Annotated in this window: 17 protein-coding genes and 1 pseudogene; 12 read left to right on the top strand and 6 right to left on the bottom strand. The window is 62.7% G+C overall.

The window, feature by feature from the left end:
- Positions 1 to 34 precede the first annotated feature (34 nt).
- Positions 35 to 583: pseudogene (locus tag FQ377_RS13655) on the bottom strand (recombinase family protein); the annotation flags it as partial.
- 383 nt (positions 584 to 966) lie between these two features.
- Here FQ377_RS13655 and FQ377_RS13650 point away from each other — a divergent pair.
- The 3 genes from FQ377_RS13650 to FQ377_RS13640 all read left to right on the top strand — a co-directional run bounded on the left by FQ377_RS13650 (position 967) and on the right by FQ377_RS13640 (position 3,685).
- Complete coding sequence (locus tag FQ377_RS13650) at positions 967 to 1,770, top strand: RNA polymerase sigma factor (protein ID WP_262364467.1); 804 nt, start codon at positions 967 to 969, stop codon at positions 1,768 to 1,770.
- Positions 1,767 to 1,934, top strand: a complete 168-nt coding sequence (locus FQ377_RS14920; RefSeq protein ID WP_187393377.1) for a hypothetical protein — start codon at positions 1,767 to 1,769, stop codon at positions 1,932 to 1,934. Before FQ377_RS13650 ends, FQ377_RS14920 begins: the two co-directional genes overlap by 4 nt.
- Positions 1,935 to 2,470: 536 nt before the next feature.
- Entirely contained in the window at positions 2,471 to 3,685 is a 1,215-nt protein-coding gene (locus tag FQ377_RS13640; protein ID WP_148601755.1) for an MFS transporter, read from the top strand.
- Positions 3,686 to 3,974: 289 nt separating this feature from the next.
- Here the strand turns inward: FQ377_RS13640 and FQ377_RS13635 are convergent, their stop codons facing one another.
- Positions 3,975 to 4,766 carry a HEAT repeat domain-containing protein gene (locus FQ377_RS13635; protein ID WP_148601754.1) on the bottom strand — a complete coding sequence of 264 codons (792 nt, stop codon included), beginning with the start codon at positions 4,764 to 4,766 and terminating at the stop codon, positions 3,975 to 3,977.
- Between FQ377_RS13635 and FQ377_RS13630 the strand changes: the two genes are divergently transcribed.
- Both FQ377_RS13630 and FQ377_RS13625 read left to right on the top strand, forming a co-directional pair.
- Entirely contained in the window at positions 4,765 to 5,589 is an 825-nt protein-coding gene (locus FQ377_RS13630) for a MerR family transcriptional regulator (RefSeq protein ID WP_222861884.1), read from the top strand. The two genes, FQ377_RS13635 and FQ377_RS13630, sit on opposite strands and share 2 nt — an antisense overlap.
- Before the next feature lie 137 nt (positions 5,590 to 5,726).
- The gene (locus FQ377_RS13625) at positions 5,727 to 6,536 is read left to right on the top strand and encodes a GNAT family N-acetyltransferase (RefSeq protein WP_148601753.1); all 810 of its coding nucleotides are present in this window, start codon (positions 5,727 to 5,729) and stop codon (positions 6,534 to 6,536) included.
- 53 nt (positions 6,537 to 6,589) lie between these two features.
- Here the strand turns inward: FQ377_RS13625 and FQ377_RS13620 are convergent, their stop codons facing one another.
- Entirely contained in the window at positions 6,590 to 7,003 is a 414-nt protein-coding gene (locus FQ377_RS13620; RefSeq protein ID WP_148601752.1) for a S66 peptidase family protein, read from the bottom strand.
- Positions 6,988 to 7,560, bottom strand: a complete 573-nt coding sequence (locus FQ377_RS13615; protein WP_187393376.1) for an LD-carboxypeptidase — start codon at positions 7,558 to 7,560, stop codon at positions 6,988 to 6,990. Before FQ377_RS13615 ends, FQ377_RS13620 begins: the two co-directional genes overlap by 16 nt.
- Positions 7,561 to 7,744: 184 nt before the next feature.
- On the opposite strand from FQ377_RS13615, the gene FQ377_RS15305 reads away from it, so the two are divergent.
- The 7 genes from FQ377_RS15305 (at position 7,745) to FQ377_RS13580 (ending at position 16,527) form a co-directional block, all read left to right on the top strand.
- The gene (locus tag FQ377_RS15305) at positions 7,745 to 8,269 is read left to right on the top strand and encodes a GNAT family N-acetyltransferase (RefSeq protein WP_148601750.1); all 525 of its coding nucleotides are present in this window, start codon (positions 7,745 to 7,747) and stop codon (positions 8,267 to 8,269) included.
- Between the two features lie 114 nt (positions 8,270 to 8,383).
- Positions 8,384 to 8,884 (top strand): HAD family hydrolase, encoded by a 501-nt coding sequence (locus FQ377_RS13605; RefSeq protein WP_262364470.1) that lies wholly within the window; start codon positions 8,384 to 8,386, stop codon positions 8,882 to 8,884.
- Between the two features lie 86 nt (positions 8,885 to 8,970).
- Positions 8,971 to 9,480 carry a GNAT family N-acetyltransferase gene (locus FQ377_RS13600; protein WP_148601749.1) on the top strand — a complete coding sequence of 170 codons (510 nt, stop codon included), beginning with the start codon at positions 8,971 to 8,973 and terminating at the stop codon, positions 9,478 to 9,480.
- Positions 9,481 to 9,555: 75 nt separating this feature from the next.
- Positions 9,556 to 9,969 (top strand): VOC family protein, encoded by a 414-nt coding sequence (locus FQ377_RS13595; protein ID WP_148601748.1) that lies wholly within the window; start codon positions 9,556 to 9,558, stop codon positions 9,967 to 9,969.
- A 234-nt stretch (positions 9,970 to 10,203) separates the two neighbouring features.
- The gene (locus FQ377_RS13590) at positions 10,204 to 10,857 is read left to right on the top strand and encodes a recombinase family protein (RefSeq protein ID WP_262364466.1); all 654 of its coding nucleotides are present in this window, start codon (positions 10,204 to 10,206) and stop codon (positions 10,855 to 10,857) included.
- Positions 10,850 to 11,443 carry a hypothetical protein gene (locus FQ377_RS14915; protein ID WP_187393375.1) on the top strand — a complete coding sequence of 198 codons (594 nt, stop codon included), beginning with the start codon at positions 10,850 to 10,852 and terminating at the stop codon, positions 11,441 to 11,443. The genes FQ377_RS13590 and FQ377_RS14915 overlap by 8 nt, the downstream gene beginning before the upstream one ends.
- 104 nt (positions 11,444 to 11,547) lie before the next feature.
- Positions 11,548 to 16,527: a helicase-related protein gene (locus FQ377_RS13580; protein ID WP_187393374.1), complete on the top strand. Its 4,980-nt coding sequence runs from the start codon at positions 11,548 to 11,550 to the stop codon at positions 16,525 to 16,527.
- Between the two features lie 60 nt (positions 16,528 to 16,587).
- Here the strand turns inward: FQ377_RS13580 and FQ377_RS13575 are convergent, their stop codons facing one another.
- A complete protein-coding gene (locus tag FQ377_RS13575) occupies positions 16,588 to 17,469 on the bottom strand; it encodes a hypothetical protein (RefSeq protein ID WP_148601747.1) in 882 nt (293 codons plus the stop codon).
- On the bottom strand, positions 17,466 to 17,762 hold the full coding sequence (locus FQ377_RS13570; protein ID WP_148601746.1) for a hypothetical protein: 297 nt from the start codon (positions 17,760 to 17,762) through the stop codon (positions 17,466 to 17,468). Before FQ377_RS13570 ends, FQ377_RS13575 begins: the two co-directional genes overlap by 4 nt.
- Between the last annotated feature and the right edge of the window lie 370 nt (positions 17,763 to 18,132).

Here is an 18,132-nt window from a genome sequence, read left to right as displayed (position 1 = left end):
CAGGATCAGTCTCGGGCTTGTGACTGGATCCGGCGCGGAGGTAGGCGTACACGGTTTCGCGGCTTATGCCGTACTCGCGGGCCAGTACCGCTTTGGGTACGCCGGCGGCGGCCTTCTCGCACAGTTCGAGGGCTCGCTCCGGGCTGAGGGACCGGGAACGTCCTTTGTAGGTGCCACGCACTTTCGCCAGTGCTATTCCTTCTCGCTGGCGTTCGCGGATCAGGGAGCGTTCGAACTCAGCGAATGCGCCCATGACGTTCAGCAGCAGGGTCGCCATCGCATTGTCGTCACCGGTGAATGTGAGCTTCTCGTGCACGAACTCGATCCGGACGCCTTTCGTGGTCAGTCGTCGCACGATGCTGCGTAGGTCCTCGAGGTTGCGGGCGAGCCGGTCCATCGAGTGAACGACCACGGTGTCGCCGTCACGGACGAAATCGAGCAGGTCCTCCAGGGCCGGCCGATTCTGATCCTTGCCCGACGCATGATCGGTGTACTTCCGGTCGAGGGCTACACCGTCGAGTTGACGGAGCGTCGTCTGGTCAAGACTGCTCACCCTGATGTAGCCAACGCGCTGTCCGGTCACCCACATACCCCTCATCTGTCAGCTTTGACTCTAAGACCAGAGACAACTACTGTCCACAAAATAAAAATCGGAGGCTATTCTGACAGTTTGCGCCAAAGTATTTGACGTCCGGTATGGGTGTACCCCAACGCAACACTGCCTGGGCCAGCCGCTTGTACGAACAAGACACCCACGTGGACATCCTCGGCGTCCGACCAGAAGCCCCGCTTTCCTTCACCCGGGCCCCCACCATCAGCTCTCGCAGTCATCGGCTGGTGGGCAAGTGCTGACCTTGCAACAGGTTCAGAAAATAAACGCGATATGGCGAGGGGAAGCGGCTGCCGTCGTACATATGAACGAGTGTGATGACAATTAGCTGACCAGCATCAAATCGAGGAGCCATAGTGAGAGTCGACGACCAGGATGAGGAGTTCTTCGTCGACGAATCCTCAGACCACCGAGCGTGGGCCCAGAACCTCGGGTGGCTCGCTGATGCTGATCGGGACAAGGCGCTGGAGCGTGTTGACCGCCTCGCCGGAGACCGTGAACTTGCGGCAGCTCTTCGTCTCGACGGCTTCAGCGGCCAGAATTACGACGCTTTTGCCAACGAGGTCGCTCGGTACGGATGGGCGGTCATTCGTGGCTGGATCTATAAGGGGCAGATCGCTGCGGAGGTGAAACGCAAAGGGTTCGGGGCACTCGACCCTGAACCGCGCCCCGGTGCGTTGGTCGAGGACGCAGAGAGCCTTGCTGATGAGACAGTGGTGCTCGCACTGACGGCTTTTCGTGAGCAGGTTCTCCTGCCAGGCAAGTGGGATCCAGCCAAGGGGGCGTCGCTACGCACCTTCTTCGTGGGTCAGTGCCTACTGCAGTTCAGTAACGTCTATAAGACGTGGCGCCGCCAAGAGATCCGCTCGTATGTTGAACCGTGGGAGCCGGAGGTCGATCGCGAATCCGATGAGTTGGACCAAGGGTTCGCTGATCCGACGGTACCCAGCGTGGAGGAGAGCTCCGTGCGGTGGGATGAGATTCGTCAGGCCTTGTCGACGGTCTCAGACCAGCGAGCACGATCTGCGTTTTTCCTCAGCTCCTACTACGGCTATACACACGATGAGGTCGGCCGGAAGCTGGGCATCAGCGGGAAGGCCGTTGAGTCAGCCTTGGCTCGTGCCCGACTGCAGATGAAGAAGGGACGGGAGACGGCATGAGTGATCAGTTCCGCGGGAAGATCGAACGATCGTCGTTCGGCACGTCTGCAGCCAAGGCGGCCCGCAGTTCGGTGCCGATGAAGAAGGCTCAGTCGCTAGTGTCCCGGTCCATGGCGGCGAAGAAGACTGCTGAAACTCGTAACCCTAAACGCGAGGGGAAGTAGCCGGTGGCGTACATATACCGAGGTGTTGGGACAAACCGCTACAACTAAAAATGGGCCGCCTCGTTGCAGCGAGACGGCCCGCAAGCCCTGAGGAAGTCAGGTCTCACCAGAGCACTGACTGTATCTGAGTTCGCAGCCGCTATCTAGCGGCACTCTGCCTCCGGGGTCGTCTCGACAACTCAACAGCAGTGAAAGGAACACACCATGGCATCGGTAAACCGATCAGCTAAGAGTGGCCGCTTCGTTTCGAAGGCAACGGTCGCACGGTGGCCTGGAAAGACCACAACGGAGCGAGTGGGATCTGGCACCAAGAACTCCACCACCGTCCACCGGTCAGCCTCCAGTGGCCAATTCGTGACCCAGTCAGCGGCTGGCCGCAATCCCGGCGGCACCATCAGTCAGCGCGTCTAAACGGCAGTCACGTAAGCGAGCCCGCAACGACCTAATCGTTGCGGGCTCGTTCACTGTCGGGGCTGACTCGCCCGTCGCATAAGCAGCGCCTGAGCGGGTTCTGGGACGGTTATATGCTCACAGCAATGTCTATCGGCCGCTCGTTTCACGTCCTTCTAACCGCAAATGCCGCATCGAACCTCGCTGATGGCCTTGCGTTTGTGTCCATCCCACTTCTTGCCGCGTCCCTCACCGATGATCCCCGCTTCATCGCAGGCCTCGCTACCGTCTACGCGCTCGTCAGGTTACTTGTCGCCCTACCCATCGGCGTATGGGTCGACCGCGCCGACCGGCGCACCCTTCTGGCAATGGCGAACCTCCTACGGGGCGCGGCGATACTCGCCCTGGCCATCTCTCTGCTGGTCGGCGTGGAAGGTCTGGTCCTGCTCTATGTGGCCTTCGGGATCCTTGGCACCCTTGAAAGCGCAGCTGACAACGCAGCCATTTCCCTTGTCCCCTCTTACGTTCATGACCGGGACCTCGACCGGGCGAACGGGCGCATCTCAGCGACCCAACTGGTCGCTGACGAATTCGTCGGACCACCCTTAGGCGGCTTGTTGTTCGCCGTCGCTGCGACCATGCCGGTCTTCATGATGGGAGGACTATGGGCCGTCGCCGGGTTCCTGGCACTGGCCCTACCCCGGGCCCTGAAAAGATCAGCCACGAGTTCAGAACTATCAGCGCCTCGGGCGTTCTGGACGGAAGCATTCGACGGGTTGCGGTGGATCGCCCGAAACCGTGTCGTGGGCGGCCTCGCCCTCGTAGGTGCCCTGGCGAGTGTCGGTTACATGCTGCCGTTCTCGATCCTCGTCCTCTTCGCCCAAGACCGGCTCGGTGTTAACGAGACCGGATACGGAATGATTCTCGCCGTCTCCGCCCTCGGAGGGCTAGCCGGGTCATTTCTTACCAGTCGTGTTCGAGCACGATTCGGTTACCGCATGACCATCGCAACTAGCCTTCTCACCGGTGCGCTCTCGCTGTTCGCTCTGGCGATGACGACAGAGCCCATACTCGCCGCGATCCTGTTGGCGATCTACATCCTGCACGCCGTCGTCTGGGGAATCTGCGCCACGTCCCTTCGACAACGGCTCGTACCGGACGAGCTCCGCGGAAGGGTCAATGCCGGATCGCGGGTTCTAGGCCTCCTCGGCCTGGCCCTCGGGTCCATCGCCGGCGGCGCACTGGCCACCATCGATCTGACCCTTGCCATCACAGCCGGCGGTGCCGTCTTCATTGCCTGCACCGTCCTCGCGCTCATCCTCATCCGAACCACTGACGGGCAACCACCGACAGCGGCTTGAGCCCCACAATTCCGGGCCGTCCACGGAGCGCACGGCAGAGGATCCCGAAGCGCAACGTAAGCTGTTGCGCCGGTGGGTCGGTTTGCGCCGGTGCAGAGGACTTTGGGAAGTGGTGCAGACGACTTCAAGAATCGACAGACATGCCTGTGACTTTCCTCGAAGATGGCGGGATTTTTGACGGGTAACTGGCGGGGTCTGTAGCCGCCGCAGCGAGTGGGCAGTCCCTTAGAGCGATCCTCCACCGGACAGTTGGATGCGTCACTTTACTACTCAGGCTGCGGTGGCGTGTTCAACGCGTGCTGGCAGTTTTGGTCTGTGAGCGGCGGGCAATCCCACGCACACGCGGGTCATCGGCTTCGGTGTGGTGGGAGAGGGTCTCCCGTGTTTCCGGGGTGTCCACTTCATAGAGGGCCATGGCTGCGCAAAGGCGAACGTCATCGGCGGCGTCTTGTAGTGCCTGAGCCAAGGCGCCGGTGGCGGTTTCTGCTTCTGGGCCCATGAAGCACAGCACTTCGGCTGCGTGGCGTCGTACAGGTGCCTTGTCACTGGTTAGCGCTGTAACGAGGATGGGGACAGCTGCGGTACCGAACGAGGCGAGGTCGCGGGTGAGGTCGTTCTGGTTGGTGCTATCACCAAGTCCTAGATGAGCAGCCAGGGCTGGAACCACTGTGGGGTCCCCAATGCGGGTGAGCGCCCATCTGGCTTTGGAAGCCACGGCGGAGTCGGTGTCCGCTGTCAGCGCTACGATGGCTTCCGTCGTTGCCGGGTCCGCGATCTTGCTCAGGACGTGGAGTACTTGCACACGGCTGGCAGTATCCGTCTCGTCGAGTGCGTCGAGTAGAAGGGGCGTAGCGGCATCGGGGATGCGGGTGAGCGCCCAGGACAGAGTGTCGCGTACGAAGAAGTCCTGCTCAAGCCCCAACCTTGCTACCAGTGTCTGCGCTGTAGCAGGGGCGGCGATCGTGCCGAGGTCAAGGGCCGCGGCTTGACGGACATCCCGGTCGGGATTCACGAGCCCTCGAAGGGCTCCGTCGATCCGCGGTTCGCCGGTGGGTTCGGTGAGGAGTGGTTCTGATTCCATGGAGGCAACACTAGAAGTTGCCGTTACGAGAGGGTCAAGCCGCTACCGTCGAGGTATGCAGTACTCGATCAGCCAGGTCGCGAAGATGGCTGGCGTCTCAGCCAGGACCTTGCGGCATTACGATGACATCGGGTTACTCACCCCTGCTGCTGTGTCTTCCAACGGGTACCGCTGGTACGGACGTCACCAGCTGCGCCGGTTGCAGCGCATCCTATTACTGCGCGAGCTCGACGTTCCGCTCCCTCAGATCAATGCGATCCTCGCCGGCGATGCCGACGAAGCTTCTGCATTGCGCCGCCACCTGGCGCTCATCACCGCTGAACGTGAACGCCTCGACCGGATCGCGGCCACCATCATTCGCACCGTCGACGACCTGGAACGCAATGACCGACTAGCCGACGAAGACTTCTTCCGCGGACTGGACGAGAAAAGGGCGAACCTTGCCGCCACTCTCCAGGAACGATTCGGGTCAGCTGCCGGCGCCAGTGTGGAAGCCGCAACCAGCCGCACAGCCCGGTGGACGAGGAACGACTACGACCAGGCAGCAGCCGATGGGCAGGAACTCTACGCCCGCCTGTCCCACGCCCGACACATGGGTATCGTCCCCATCTCACCTGCAGCGCTTGACCTCATCGCCGAGCACTACACGGCGGTACGGGCGGTATGGCCCGTCGACGCAGCTGCCTACTACGCCCTTGCCGACTTGATCGAGAACGATCCCGCACAACGAGACGCCGTCGCAGCCGGAGATTCCGACCTTCCCCCCTGGATAGCAGCAGCGATCCGCGCCTACGCGACACACCACCTCCACCACGTTCCCTGAACCTGTTCACCACCAAACGAGAACCACCTACCTCATATTCGATGAGCGCCTTTCGCGTCCGTGAGCCGCTCCACGAACAAAACGGTTGAGTGGCTCAGCGAGCCACCGTGATAATTAGCTGACGTTAGGCTTCGGACATGCTGGGCAAAGCCGAAGTGTCTGCTCACTGGGCGGAGCTCGCTGTCTTCGCCCGTAAATCGGCCGCACTTGATGCGGCGGCGGGCGCAGGACTGTCCGGGCGCTTCGAGTCATTCTGCGTAGATGAACTGCGCGTAAGCATGGCCACCGCAGGGCCCTACGGGTTTCTCAACACCATCGAAGGCGTGAGCGAAGAATCGGTCGAGGTCCTGCCCGACGCACTCGAAAGGTTCCCGGATCCACGCCAGGTGACGGTCGTGGCGACAGGGCCATCCCAGAGCCTTAGGGAACGATTACTGAGCGAAGGGTACGAGCAAGCACCCGTACGACCCATCGCCTATCTGAACGCGCGGACTGAAGGGCCGAGCGAAGCCGTCAGCGGGTGGGAAATCCATGAAGTCTGCGCACAGGAGAACGCACAACAGTTCCTGGACCTCCTGACCGCCGGCTACGCCGCGCCCCGCGAAGTTTCAGCGTTGATTCGGGCCGAACATACCGTACCGGCGGTTCGCGGTTTCATCGCTTGCCGCGACGGCGAACCTCTTGCAGCGGCGGCAATGTCCCTCCACCCCACGGGAGCGGTCCTAGGAGGAGCATCCACCCTTCATGCTGCGCGAGGCAATCGAGCCCAAGCTGCCCTTCTGACACACCGCCTTCATGTAGCAGAAGCGCTGAACATCTCCCTGACCACGGCCACCGCAGCACCTGGAACATCTAGTATCCGCAACCTGGCTCACCTAGGTTTCACCATCGTCGAGCGGACAGCCTGGCGCCACCGCTTTGGGAGCCGCACAGGAGGACCGACCTAGAGCACGATCCCGGGTTAGAAGATTCCCGCAGAGGGATCGCTTTTGGGACCCCGCTAGCTCGCCAGGTGCTGGATGATGGTGCCGTAGTTATCGCGGAATGTGATGTCTGCGAGGGAGCCATTGACCAAGGGCAGCTGCGGGGGTTGGTGTCCGATGTCGAAGTCGACGATGACCAGGATGCCGAGATCTCTGAGTGCCCGGGACACGGCTTCTGCCTGGCTCAGGTCACTGGCGTCCTCGGCACTGGTGCGGCCGATGAGGATGCCGGAGGCGTGGTGGAACCAGCCCGCTAATCGCAGGGACCAGAGCATTCGGAGTACGGCTGGTGCATCGGAGCCGGCCGACTCAAGGTAGACGATGACGCCTTCGGGTGCGTGGCGCTGGGCGAAGCCCGGGACGTCTCCGAACCGCGACCCGGCAAGGAGGGAGACGGTTTCCAGGCAGCCACCGATCAGCCGGCCACGCATGCTGACCGGCTGGCCGTCCTGGGACCGCCACCGGGTCGGGGTTTCGTAGGCGGAGTCGCGGTTGAGGGTTCGTCGTTCCAGTCGACCCAAGGGCGTGAGCGGCGGCGGGGAGCGGCGTGCTGCGTGAAGGAGTCTCCGTGGCTCAGGCCGGCGACCTCCGTCCAGCGTCGGAACTGGGTCGGTAGCTCCCAGGGCTCGTCCATCAGGTTCGCCCCGTGGAGGGTAGCGACGCCGGTGAGGATGGTCAGTGGCATCAGCAGGGTCGAGATGTCCGACCAGCCGACGAACCACGTGTCGGCCTCGGCAAGGGCATCCCAGTCGAGGTCGTCGATGAGCTCGATCGCCAGCTTCCCGCCCCAGGGCGGCAGCACTGCGCCCGCTCTGATGAACGCTGCCTGAAGATCTGCTGCGCGCTCCCGCGCCGGTGCGGGCGTGAGGCCGCTAATGGTGGCATGGGGACGCAGATGCGGGTCGAAGCCCTGATCCCTGAGCGCGGTAACAGCGGCGTGCAACCGCTCATGTAAAGCATCCGGGACACCCATGGACGGGGCGGGCACCTCAATACGGTCACCACGTCGAAGGGGCTTGGGATAACGCACGGCAACCATCAGGCCACGGTAGCAACCCATCACACGCCCTCATTCCTCCCAGCCGGGTAAGTAGGGTCGGCGCCCACTGAAAGATCGGCTTGCGTACTGATCACACGGAGAGATCCAGCGGACAGGCCGATAGGTTGAGGACATGACTCCCCCAGCTTTGCGCTTGCGGCCTCTGCAGCACGCGGATGCAGCTGTCCTCGCTGCATGGGGAGAGGACACTACTTTCTGCCAGCACACAGGGTGGACCGTGACGTCTCGAGTTGCATTACACGACTTCTGGGTGCGACAGGTCGAGTATTCGCCTGGTGAGTTGATCCGGTTGGCCGTCGAGGACGCCGACGATGACCTGGTCGGGTACGTGGATCTTCACGGCTCGACTTCGGGCGAGAAGGAGCTCGGGTTCGTGATTGGCCCCTCATACCGCTGGGGGCAAGGCCTTGGCCAACGAGCCGCCCGAGCCGGCATTGCGCATGGCTTCAACGAACTGGCTCTGAACTGCATCTGGTCGGAAGCGCTGGTCGCCAACACGGCCTCCGTTCGGATCCTTCGATCCCTCGGGATGCAGGAGACAGGAACAGGCGGGCCGGGAGTGTTCCTTGGAGAGGAAAGCTACTACCTGCAATTCCGGACGAGACGGACTGAGTGGACAGGATACCTGGAACGGTAAGGATCCCTGCCGGGGTCCAGGCGATAGTGTTCGACGTCGGCGAGACGCTGGTCGACGAGTCCCGGGCATGGGCGGTGCAGGCCGAGCGTGCGGGAGTGACGCCCTTTGGCGTTGATGGGGACACTCGGCGCCTTCATAGCCCAAGACAAGGACCATCATGGTGTCTGGGACGTGTTGGGTGTCGAGCGTCCTGCTGAGCCTCCGTCCATCGACCAGGCGGACCTTTACCTCGACGCGCTGAGCTGTTTGCAGGCTGCCAGAGACGCCGGTCTCGTTGTTGGGATAGCTGGGAACCAACCAAGCGGTGTTGAAGCCCAACTACACGAGCTCGGCTTCAATGCGGACTTCATCGCTTCTTCCGCTGCCTGGGGTGTAGCGAAGCCCTCTGGCCAGTTCTTCTCCCGCGTTGTACATACCGCCGGGCATGATGCCAGCGCGATCTTGTACGTCGGGGACCGCTTGGATAACGACATCCTGCCAGCGCGGGCAGCAGGTATGCGCACCGCTTTCATCCGTCGTGGCCCGTGGGGATACCTTCACGCTCAACGTCCTGAGGTCGACCTTGCCGATGTACGCCTTGAATCCCTCACCGAGCTAACGAGGGCGTTCACCTAGCCCCGAACAGATCTCAGTGAAGGATGCCTTAGCGGGCGGTCGCCCCGCTAGGCAGAATCGTGGAGCGATCGCATTAGGTTTGGTCCATGAAGGACGTGACCATCAGGACGACCACTGAGGACGATTGGGAAGCCGTTCGGAACCTCCGCTTGGACATGATCCGGGATACCCCGCACGGCTTCGCCGAACGTCTTGAGGACGCGCAGCAACAGGACGAACAGGAGTGGCGTCTGCGCGGACGGCGCGGCAACGCCGAGAACAGCACCTCCATCGTCGCGATCGACGCAGCAGGGACGTGGGTCGGGGCCATGGGCGGCTGGATTCCAAACACCTCCGTAGGGCCCCTGCTCGTCGGCGTCTACATCGCCCCATCACATCGCGGACGCAGCGCCGGCGTCGCCGACAGAATGCTCGATGTTGTTGAGGCATGGGCCGGCACTCACGCTCCAACCCTTCGATTGACCGTGCACGAACACAACCACCGGGCACAAGCGTTCTACCAGCGGCGCGGCTATGAATTAACGGGAACCACTACCTTCTACGTCCTTGACCACAATCAGCGCGAACTCGAGATGATCCGCACACTCACTCGATAAGAATGGGCGTGTGACCGCTTCGCCCCGGACACGCGATCCTGGTGAAAGACCGTCAGGGGCGATTAGCCTCACCCCATGACCGGATACCCGCAACTGCTCCACACGGTCTTCGACACTACTGATGTGCGAGAACTGGCGGAGTTCTACCGCCAACTGCTCGGACTCCAATACCGGGCAGGAGACGAGCCTCCAACAGAGGGTCAGGTCGATGACGCCGATTGGCTCGTGTTGACCGACGCCCATGGCCTCCGGAAACTCGCTTTCCAGTACGTCGATCACCTGAAGCGGACAACATGGCCCGCACCTGATGTGCCGATGCAGATGCACCTCGACCTCACCGTTCCTGACCGGGCAACACTCGCCGATCAACACTCCAGGGCATTGGCCTTGGGAGCTGAGCTCCTCTTCGACCGCACGGACGATCCCGATGAGCCGTTGTACGTCTACGCCGACCCAGCCGGTCATCCGTTCTGCATCTTCGTAGCCTGAAGCAGACTCGAGTCCGTCCGGTGCGTTCAGCAGACGATCGTTCTGCGGGACTGCCCACGCGCTGTAGCGGCTACTGACCCCGCCAGTTACCGGTCAAGAACCCCGCCATCTTCGAAAAAGTTCACACACTCGACACCCCCGCCCAGGTATCTCAAAAAGCAAGTGCGAAACGTGTATTCTGTGGGCGTGAGGTTGGCACGGTTTCTGCGACCTCTCGACAGAGGGGAGGACTCCGTGGACGAAGTGGAACGGCCAGAACGCCTTGATGGCGTGGAGGAGCCGCGTCTGGTGCCGGCGGGCGTGATGCTCGGCTATGCCCGCGTGTCGACGGTGGACCAGAACCTCGAAGGCCAGTACAAGCAGCTCATCGAAGCAGGTTGCTATGACGTGTACTCGGACAAAGGCCGGTCGGGGGCGACGATGTCCCGCCCGAAGCTGGAGCAATGCCTGCGGGCCCTGCAGCCGGGGAACACTCTTGTCGTCACGAAGCTGGACCGGCTCGGGCGCACGGTGCGCGGCCTGGTCGAGTTGCTGGAGTCGCTGAATGAGCGCGGCGTGAAGTTCCGGTCCCTGACCGAGGGCATCGACACGACGACCCCGTCGGGGCGGCTGATGTTCAATGTCATCGCCAGCGTCGCGGAGATGGAGCGCGAGCTGATCCGGGAGAGGACGAGGGCCGGTCTCGCCGTGGCCACGGGCAAGGGAGGACGCCCGCCCAGGCTGCAACCCCACGACGTCGTGGAGGCCCGCAGGCTCCGGGAGAAGGAGAAGCAGACGGTCGAGGCGATCGCGAAGAGGTTCAAGGTCCACCGGTCCACGATTATCCGCGCGCTGCGCACTGATGGTCTCGCCGGAGCTGCGTACAAGGCAGGAACCAGGAGTGATTGATGAGCTGAAGCTTAGTTCTGTGGACTCTCTGCGAGGAGTGTTCGGGCGCTGGGTACGGTGGGAGCAGAAAATCCACCGGTATCAGGGAGTTACCCGATGGCGCGATCGCGTAAGCGCAGTGAAGTTGATGGTCAGGCAAGTCTCGACGCATTTCTGTTCGCACCACCAGAGGAGGTCCGTGATGAACAAGTACGGCAAGTTCGCGCAGGAGACGTGGCAGATGACGGCACCGTCGCAGTACGCCCTGATCCCGGACCCGCAGGAGTGGTTCCGGAAGTTGGGGGAGGAAGCAGCCCAGAGAGTCGAGGAACTGACGCGGGAGATAGCAGGCCCGGACTCGATGACCGACTCGTTCCTGGAGAAGTACGGACGCTTGACGGCCTCGCAGATGCAGGCCGAGGAGATCGTCCGGGCAGAGATGCTGACCCCGGAGGAGATGGAGACCGAGGGCGACGAGACGGACGAGGATCTGCCGGAGTCGACGCGGTTGATGCACGAGATAATTCAGTCGTTCAACCACGGCTATCAGGAGGACCTGGAGATTCTGAGAGCCGAGGAACTGGACAGGAACAACCAGCCTCAGTAGCACCGACCGCAGCACCTGCGTCGCGTTTCATTCCTACCCGGCAGGATGATCTTGCCCCGTCGGGTGCTCGAGCACGTTTCCAGGCGAATATCGCGGCCCTGCGGGTGCTGCGCGAGCTGCAGGCCGAGGATAGGGCGGCCACCGACGCTGAGCGCGGTGTGCTGGCGCGCTGGGGGAGTTGGGGTGCCACCGGTGTGGCCGAGGTCTTCGATGAAACCCGTACCCAGTTTGAGGCTGACCGGGCAGAGTTGCGTGAGCTACTCAGCGAGGATGAGTACCGGGCCGCGAATCGGACTGTGATCAACGCCCACTACACCGATCCTGCGCTGGCCACGGAAATCTGGCAGACCCTGAACACGCTCGGCTTCGAGGGCGGGCGCGTCCTCGAGCCAGGGTCAGGTGCCGGCACTTTCATCGGTCTGGCACCGGAGACGGCGACTGTGACCGGTGTGGAGTTGGACCCGATCACCGCTGGTATCTCCCAGGCCCTCTACCCGGACGCTGATATTCGCGCCGAGTCCTTCGCTGACACTCGTCTTCCCGGCGGCTACTTCGACGCCGCCGTGGGTAACGTCCCGTTCGCCAAGACCAGGCTCCACGATCCGCGTTATAACGCGGGCAACCACTCGATGCACAACCACTTCATCCTCAAGTCTCTGGAACTGACTCGCCCGGGCGGTGTCGTGGCTGTCATTTCCTCAGCGTTCACGATGGACGCGCAGAACCCGGCAGCACGCCGGGACATCTACGACACCGCCGATCTACTCGGCGCGGTCAGGTTACCGACCGGCGCGCATCGCCGCGCGGCTGGCACCGACGCCCTGACGGATGTACTGATCTTCCGGAAGCGGCTTCCCGGTGAGGAGCCGCTGGACCCGCAGTGGCTCGACTCCCGCGCCCTTCAGATGCCAGAAGATGCCGAGGTAGGGCAGGACGCGGCCCGGATGAACGCCTACTTCATCGAGAACCCGCAGCGGGTCCTCGGTGTGCCTGTGGTCGGTAACGGCATGTACGGGTCAGCGACGCTGACTGTGCGCGCTGGGGATCTAGGCTCCGTGCCGGAGCAGCTGCACGAGCAGCTCCAAGACGTAGCTCAGCGCGCCGTCGACGCCGGCAGGGGAGTAGCCGCGCGTCAGCCAGGGCAGGTCATCGAGTCGGCCGCTATCGTCCCGGCAGATAGTGACCTGCAGGTCGGACACATCACCGCAGGGCAGGATGGCACGTTCACCCAGGTCGGCCTCGACCGTGCCGTGGTAGAGCTGAAGGTGCCCAGAACGGCGGCCGCCGAGCTGAGGTCTCTGCTGAACCTGCGAGATGCTGGACGCTCAGTGCTGACCATCGAGGCGAGCAACGTCGAAGACACCCCGGAACTTGGTGCCGCACGTCAGGACCTGCGCAGCTCCTACCAGTCCTACGTGGCCACCTACGGGCCGATCAACCGCTTCACCGAGCGGCGGACCGGGAAGACCACTGATGCCGGCGAGGACATCATGGCGCGGGTCACCCCGAAGGCCATCACCTTGCTGAAGGGCGACCCGTTCGGGGCGCTGGTCAAAGCTCTCGAGAACTTCGATGAGGGCAGCCAGAGCGCCACACCCTCAGCTCTTCAGCAAGAACGCCAGGTCCAGCCCCGCCAGCCTATCCGCGGCGTCGACACCCCGGCTGAAGCTCTGGCTGTCTCCTTGGATACCAGGGGAGAGGTCGACCTCGAGGAGATAGCCCAGCTACTCGGCATCGAGACAGACGCAGCGCGTGAGGCGCTCGGTGAGCTCGTGTATGACGTGCCGGAAGAACCCGGTGTGTTCGAAACCCGCGCCGAGTACCTGAGCGGGAACATCCGCGAGAAGCTCGACGCCGCCCAGCTCGTCGCAGCCGACGATCCCCGCTTCGAGCGGAACGTGGCAGACCTCCAAGAGGTCATGCCGACCCCGCTGGGAGCGCACGAGATTGAGGCGCGGATCGGCTCCGTGTGGATCTCCGCCCAGATACACCAGGACTTCCTCCAACAGACCCTGCGTGACCGCAACGCCCGCGTGGACCGGGTGAGCGGGGCGACGTGGGACGTGCAGTCCAACAGGGGCAGCTTCATGGCCCGGAACGACTGGGGAACCGCGCGAATGTCTGCCGGGGAAATCTTCAAGGACCTCCTCGAGCAGAAACGCATCCAGGTCACCGACCCGGACCCGGACCCGGAAAGCCAGAGGAGAATTCCGAATCCGACCGAGACCGCTGCGGCCCAGGAGAAGGGACAGCTCCTCCAGGAACGCTTCAGTGACTGGGTGTGGGAAGACCCCGAACGGGCCGTGGCCCTCACCGATGAGTACAACCGCCGCTTCAACTCCCTTGTGCTGCGTGACTACACGGTCGAAGGCGAACGCCTGACCCTGCCCGGGCTGGTCAAGAACTTCGAACCGCGCCCCCACCAGTTAGCTGCTGTGGCGCGCATGATCTCCGAGCCGTCCGTGGGTCTCTTCCACGAGGTCGGGGCTGGGAAGACCGCCGAGATGGTCATGGGTTCCATGGAGCTGCGCCGGCTCGGCATGGCCAGCAAGCCTGCCGTCGTCGTCCCAAACCACATGCTCGACCAGTTCGCCCGCGAGTGGCTGCAAATCTACCCGCAGGCACAGATCCTGGCTGCTTCGGCGCAAGACCTGACCGGTGACAAGCGCCGCGATTTCGTCGCCCGCGCCGCCGCGAACGACTGGGACGCGATCATCATGACCCGGACCGCGTTCGAGAAGACATCTCTCTCCCCAGAATCCGAGGCCGGCTATCTCACGCGAGCGGTCGAGCGAAAGCGGCAAGAGATTTCAGCCGCCGTCGCTCGCGCCGCAGAGAACGGCGGAAGGCCCATGAGTGTCAAGAAACTCGAGGCACGACTGCAGTCAGACGAGGAGAAAATCAAACGACTCCGCGAGCTCTCCGTGGATCGAGGTTTGACGTTTGAGCAGACCGGCATCGACTACTTGATCGTGGATGAGCTTCACGACTTCAAGAACCTCGCGACAGCCTCCAACATTCAGGACGCCGCCATTGATGGATCCAAACGCGCCCAGGATCTTCACGCCAAGGTTGAGTACCTCCGCGAGACTCACGGGGACCGGGTGATCACCGGGGCGACGGCTACGCCGATCGCCAACAGTGTCACCGAGATGTATGTGATGCAGCGATACCTGCGCCCTGATCTGCTGGAAAAGGCTGGCATCCATGACTTCGACACGTGGGCGGCGACCTTCGGCCAGGTCGTCACCGAGATGGAGATGACCGTCGCCGGCGGGGACAGCTTCAAGATGAAGGACCGGTTCTCGAAGTTCCAGAATGTCCCTGAGCTGCTGAAGATGTTCCACACCTTCGCGGACGTGAAAACTGCGGAGGACCTGCAGCTGCCGGTGCCTCTGATCGAGGAACGCGAGGACGGCAAACGCCTTCCGCGCATGATCGCCGTCGAGCCGTCTCTCGAGCTCGAGGAGTACATCGCGGACATCGCGGAGCGGGCCGAGAAGATCCAGCAACGCCTCGTCGACCCGACCGAGGACAACATGCTGAAGATTTCCAGCGATGGTCGGAAAGCCGCACTGGATATGCGGCTCGTTGATCCCGAGCTGGAGGCCATGGTCAGCGCGACGAAGATCAGCGCGTCCTCGGACCTGATCGCGAAGGTCTACGAGGACACCAAGGACCGTATCTTCACCGACGTCGACACCGGAGACCCGCACCCGACCCCAGGGGCGCTGCAGATCGTCTTCTGCGACCTCGGCACACCCTCGACCAAGTGGAACGTGTACGACCAGCTGCGCGATGACCTCATCGAGCGCGGCGTGCCGGCGGAGAAGGTGCGCTTCATGCACGAGGCGAAGAACGACGCCGAGAAAGGTCGGCTGTTCGCCGCCTGCCGCACCGGGGACGTGGCCGTGTTGGTCGGGTCGACGCAGAAGATGGGCGTCGGGACGAATATCCAGAACCGTGCCGTGCACCTGGTTGATATGGACGCACCATGGCGTCCAGCGGATGTGTCCCAGCGCCACGGCCGGATCGTCCGGCAGGGCAACCAGAACGACGAGGTCGCTATCTCCCAGGTCGTGACCAAGGGATCGTTCGATACGTTCATGTGGCAGACGCTGGAGCGCAAGAGCAAGTTCATCGACCAGATCATGCGCGGCAGTCTCGACGTCCGGGAGATCGAGGACGTCGGGGACAACACGCTCTCGTTCGCTGAGGTCAAAGCCATCTCTAGCGGCAACCCGCTGATCCTGGAGAAGTCCAAAGCAGATCAGGAACTGTCCCGGCTCTCCCGGCTGGAAACAGCATGGCACCGCAACCAGGCTGCACTGGTCCACAGACGCACCAGCGCCCAGAGCAGGGGCGAGACGATGGTGACCATGCTGCCGGCACTGCGTGCCGCAGCGGAGCGCACAACCCCGGACATCGGCGGGGACGCTTTCCGTATGAGCATCAACGGACGCTCCTACGATCAGCGCACTGACGCCGTCGACGCGCTCCGCGCGTGGACCAGCTCCAACGCCGCTGGACCCCCGCCAGTCCACGGCTCTCGCGACCTTGGTGTCATGGCCACCATCGGCGGCCACGACATCCGCTTCGTGCAGGGCCAACTGAACCCGGTCGACATGGGTTCCTCCCGCGTCGAGCTACAGATCGAGCGCGCCCCAGGTATCGCCGTGGAGCTCAAACGCATCGATGCTCTGTTCCCGACCGTCGGGGTGATCCAGCGCCTCGAGAACCAAGTTAAACGGCTCCCCGACGAGGTCGTGAAACTCGAGCAGAGGATCAACGAAGCACGCGACGAATACCGGGAGGCTTCCACAGCTCTCCGCGAACCGTTCAAGCACACGGAAGCGCTGGAGGCGGTCAAGTGGGACGTCGAGCGGATCACCAGGACGATGAACGGTGAGGAGAACCCGCAGCCGACTATCGACCCTGAACTACTGGCCCACCGCCAGCGCATGCGCGCTGAACGGCCCAACCCCAAGAACCGGGCAACACCGCCCGCGCAGCTTCCTGATGCCTCAGTGTGGAAGAAGGGTTCCCGTCGAGGGAAAGACCCCGACACCGAACGGTCCTTCTAGCTCCTGGGCAGCGATAAGGGGAGGTTCCCACGCCCGGGAACCTCCCCTCATTTATTGGCGCTATCCGCCGAAGATCATCGTGTAGAGCGTTGTCACCAGATCGCTGATACCGCTGTACGATTCTTCCCCTAGCTTTGCTGCTACGGAGCCCACAAAGGCTCCATATGCTGCTTGTAGTGCAGGCACTGAACCGCTTGTCGAGCGCACTTCTAGTTCCATATCGTCAAGGGCTTCGCGTGCTCGCGGCGGAGTATCGCCTACCTCCACCAACAGCGTGCGAAGCTCTTTCAGGATCGCGCCTATTTCCGGTGTTTGGGCTATGAAGGTGTTACCGCTCTGGGTGATGTCATCACCCACCGCCCCGACTCCCATCTGGCCGTTGTTCGTGAGTGTTCTGCTGTTGTCGTAGATGGTGGTCACTCCATCGCTCCCAGATCCTCCCGGCAGCCCTGGACGTCTCATTCTGCGTCGTCCCGATCCGGTGACTTTCGGACCGGAGAGACCGTCGTAGCCGTAGGCTTCGGTTCCGATGATGTGACCGCCAGCGCGCAAAGTTTCCGCGGTGTCGGCATGTTCAGTTTTTGTCACGGCGATGCCTTCGACGAGTTGTCCTATGAACTTCTCGGTGGCATCGGGGTGTTGCTCCGTGATGAACCGCAGTAGCCCCTTCTCTAGCGCATCGTCACGCAGTGCACCGGAGGTACGTGACTCGATGATCGCGTCTGCTATCCGCCGTCCTTTGGGTAACAGGTCCCAGCCTGCTGCCACGCTGAACTCATCGCTGATGAGCTTGTGCCTGGCGAAGAACTCCATCGCCTCGACTACCTCATGTTGATCGAATCCTCCCGAGTGGTCAGGTCTATCCCCGTGCTCGCGAGTCCACAACAGAATCGGCTCGAGCGGTGTTCCTACGATCTGCGCCTGGATCTGAGCATCGTTCACGCTTCCGTTCCCTCCGCAGGCGCAGTATCACCGGTACCCGTCCCAGTCTTGCGTGCTTGGCGGCGTCGCCCAGGCGCTGCGTTGTTATCGAGGCCGAGCTTCTTGAGCTCGTCCTCGGACCAGCCATCTTTCGTAGCGCGGATGTAGGCCTTTTTGTTCTCGCGTTCTGCGTCTGCCAGTTGCGCTTGGAGGTCGGTCATGCGCTGGCGTGCGGTGACGAGATCCCGGACAGACGTGATGCGGGAGTTCAGCAGTTCCCTGGCTTGGGCTTCGACGTTCTCGATGGTTGTCATGCCCTGAACTTTAACGCCTCCCGCACCCCGCCCGGTAGTGGGTTGTGACCTATCAGCGTTCCTTTCGGCACGCCTGTGACTACTCGGCTGCGAAGTGAATTGGTCAGTCGGAGAGAGTGGTCCGTGGAATACCGGAGCGCAGCGAGGATATGCCGCGAAAGCCGCTCTCGGAGACTTGCCAAGAGAAGGGCGGCCAGTACGCTCTAATGCCGAAACGGAGCGGCGTAGCCGGTCACCTTTTACCGAGGTGCTGCGCGCCTCCCAGTCAACGTCAACATCCCCGAGCCCTACGGGACCGCTCGGAAGAGCATGCGGAGCCCCAGACGGAGCGAGGTGCTGCGCGCCTCCCAGTCAACGTCAACATCCCCGA

The sequence above is a fragment of the Arthrobacter echini genome (assembly GCF_008107445.1).
Lineage (GTDB): Bacteria > Actinomycetota > Actinomycetes > Actinomycetales > Micrococcaceae > Arthrobacter_D > Arthrobacter_D echini_A.
The sequence above is the reverse complement of the archived record's forward strand: the minus strand, read 5'-3'. Positions and strand labels throughout refer to the sequence as shown.

Bases quoted from the DNA above. Each gene is read 5' to 3' on its own strand.
- FQ377_RS13625 (WP_148601753.1), top strand. From the start codon at position 5,727: ATGCTGGGCAAAGCCGAAGTGTCTGCTCACTGGGCGGAGCTCGCTGTC.
- FQ377_RS13595 (WP_148601748.1), top strand. From the start codon at position 9,556: ATGACCGGATACCCGCAACTGCTCCACACGGTCTTCGACACTACTGAT.
- FQ377_RS13605 (WP_262364470.1), top strand. From the start codon at position 8,384: ATGGGGACACTCGGCGCCTTCATAGCCCAAGACAAGGACCATCATGGT.
- FQ377_RS15305 (WP_148601750.1), top strand. From the start codon at position 7,745: ATGACTCCCCCAGCTTTGCGCTTGCGGCCTCTGCAGCACGCGGATGCA.
- FQ377_RS14920 (WP_187393377.1), top strand. From the start codon at position 1,767: ATGAGTGATCAGTTCCGCGGGAAGATCGAACGATCGTCGTTCGGCACG.
- FQ377_RS13630 (WP_222861884.1), top strand. From the start codon at position 4,765: ATGGAGGCAACACTAGAAGTTGCCGTTACGAGAGGGTCAAGCCGCTAC.
- FQ377_RS13570 (WP_148601746.1), bottom strand. From the start codon at position 17,762: ATGACAACCATCGAGAACGTCGAAGCCCAAGCCAGGGAACTGCTGAAC.
- FQ377_RS13600 (WP_148601749.1), top strand. From the start codon at position 8,971: ATGAAGGACGTGACCATCAGGACGACCACTGAGGACGATTGGGAAGCC.
- FQ377_RS13635 (WP_148601754.1), bottom strand. From the start codon at position 4,766: ATGGAATCAGAACCACTCCTCACCGAACCCACCGGCGAACCGCGGATC.
- FQ377_RS13620 (WP_148601752.1), bottom strand. From the start codon at position 7,003: ATGCGTGGCCGGCTGATCGGTGGCTGCCTGGAAACCGTCTCCCTCCTT.
- FQ377_RS13640 (WP_148601755.1), top strand. From the start codon at position 2,471: ATGTCTATCGGCCGCTCGTTTCACGTCCTTCTAACCGCAAATGCCGCA.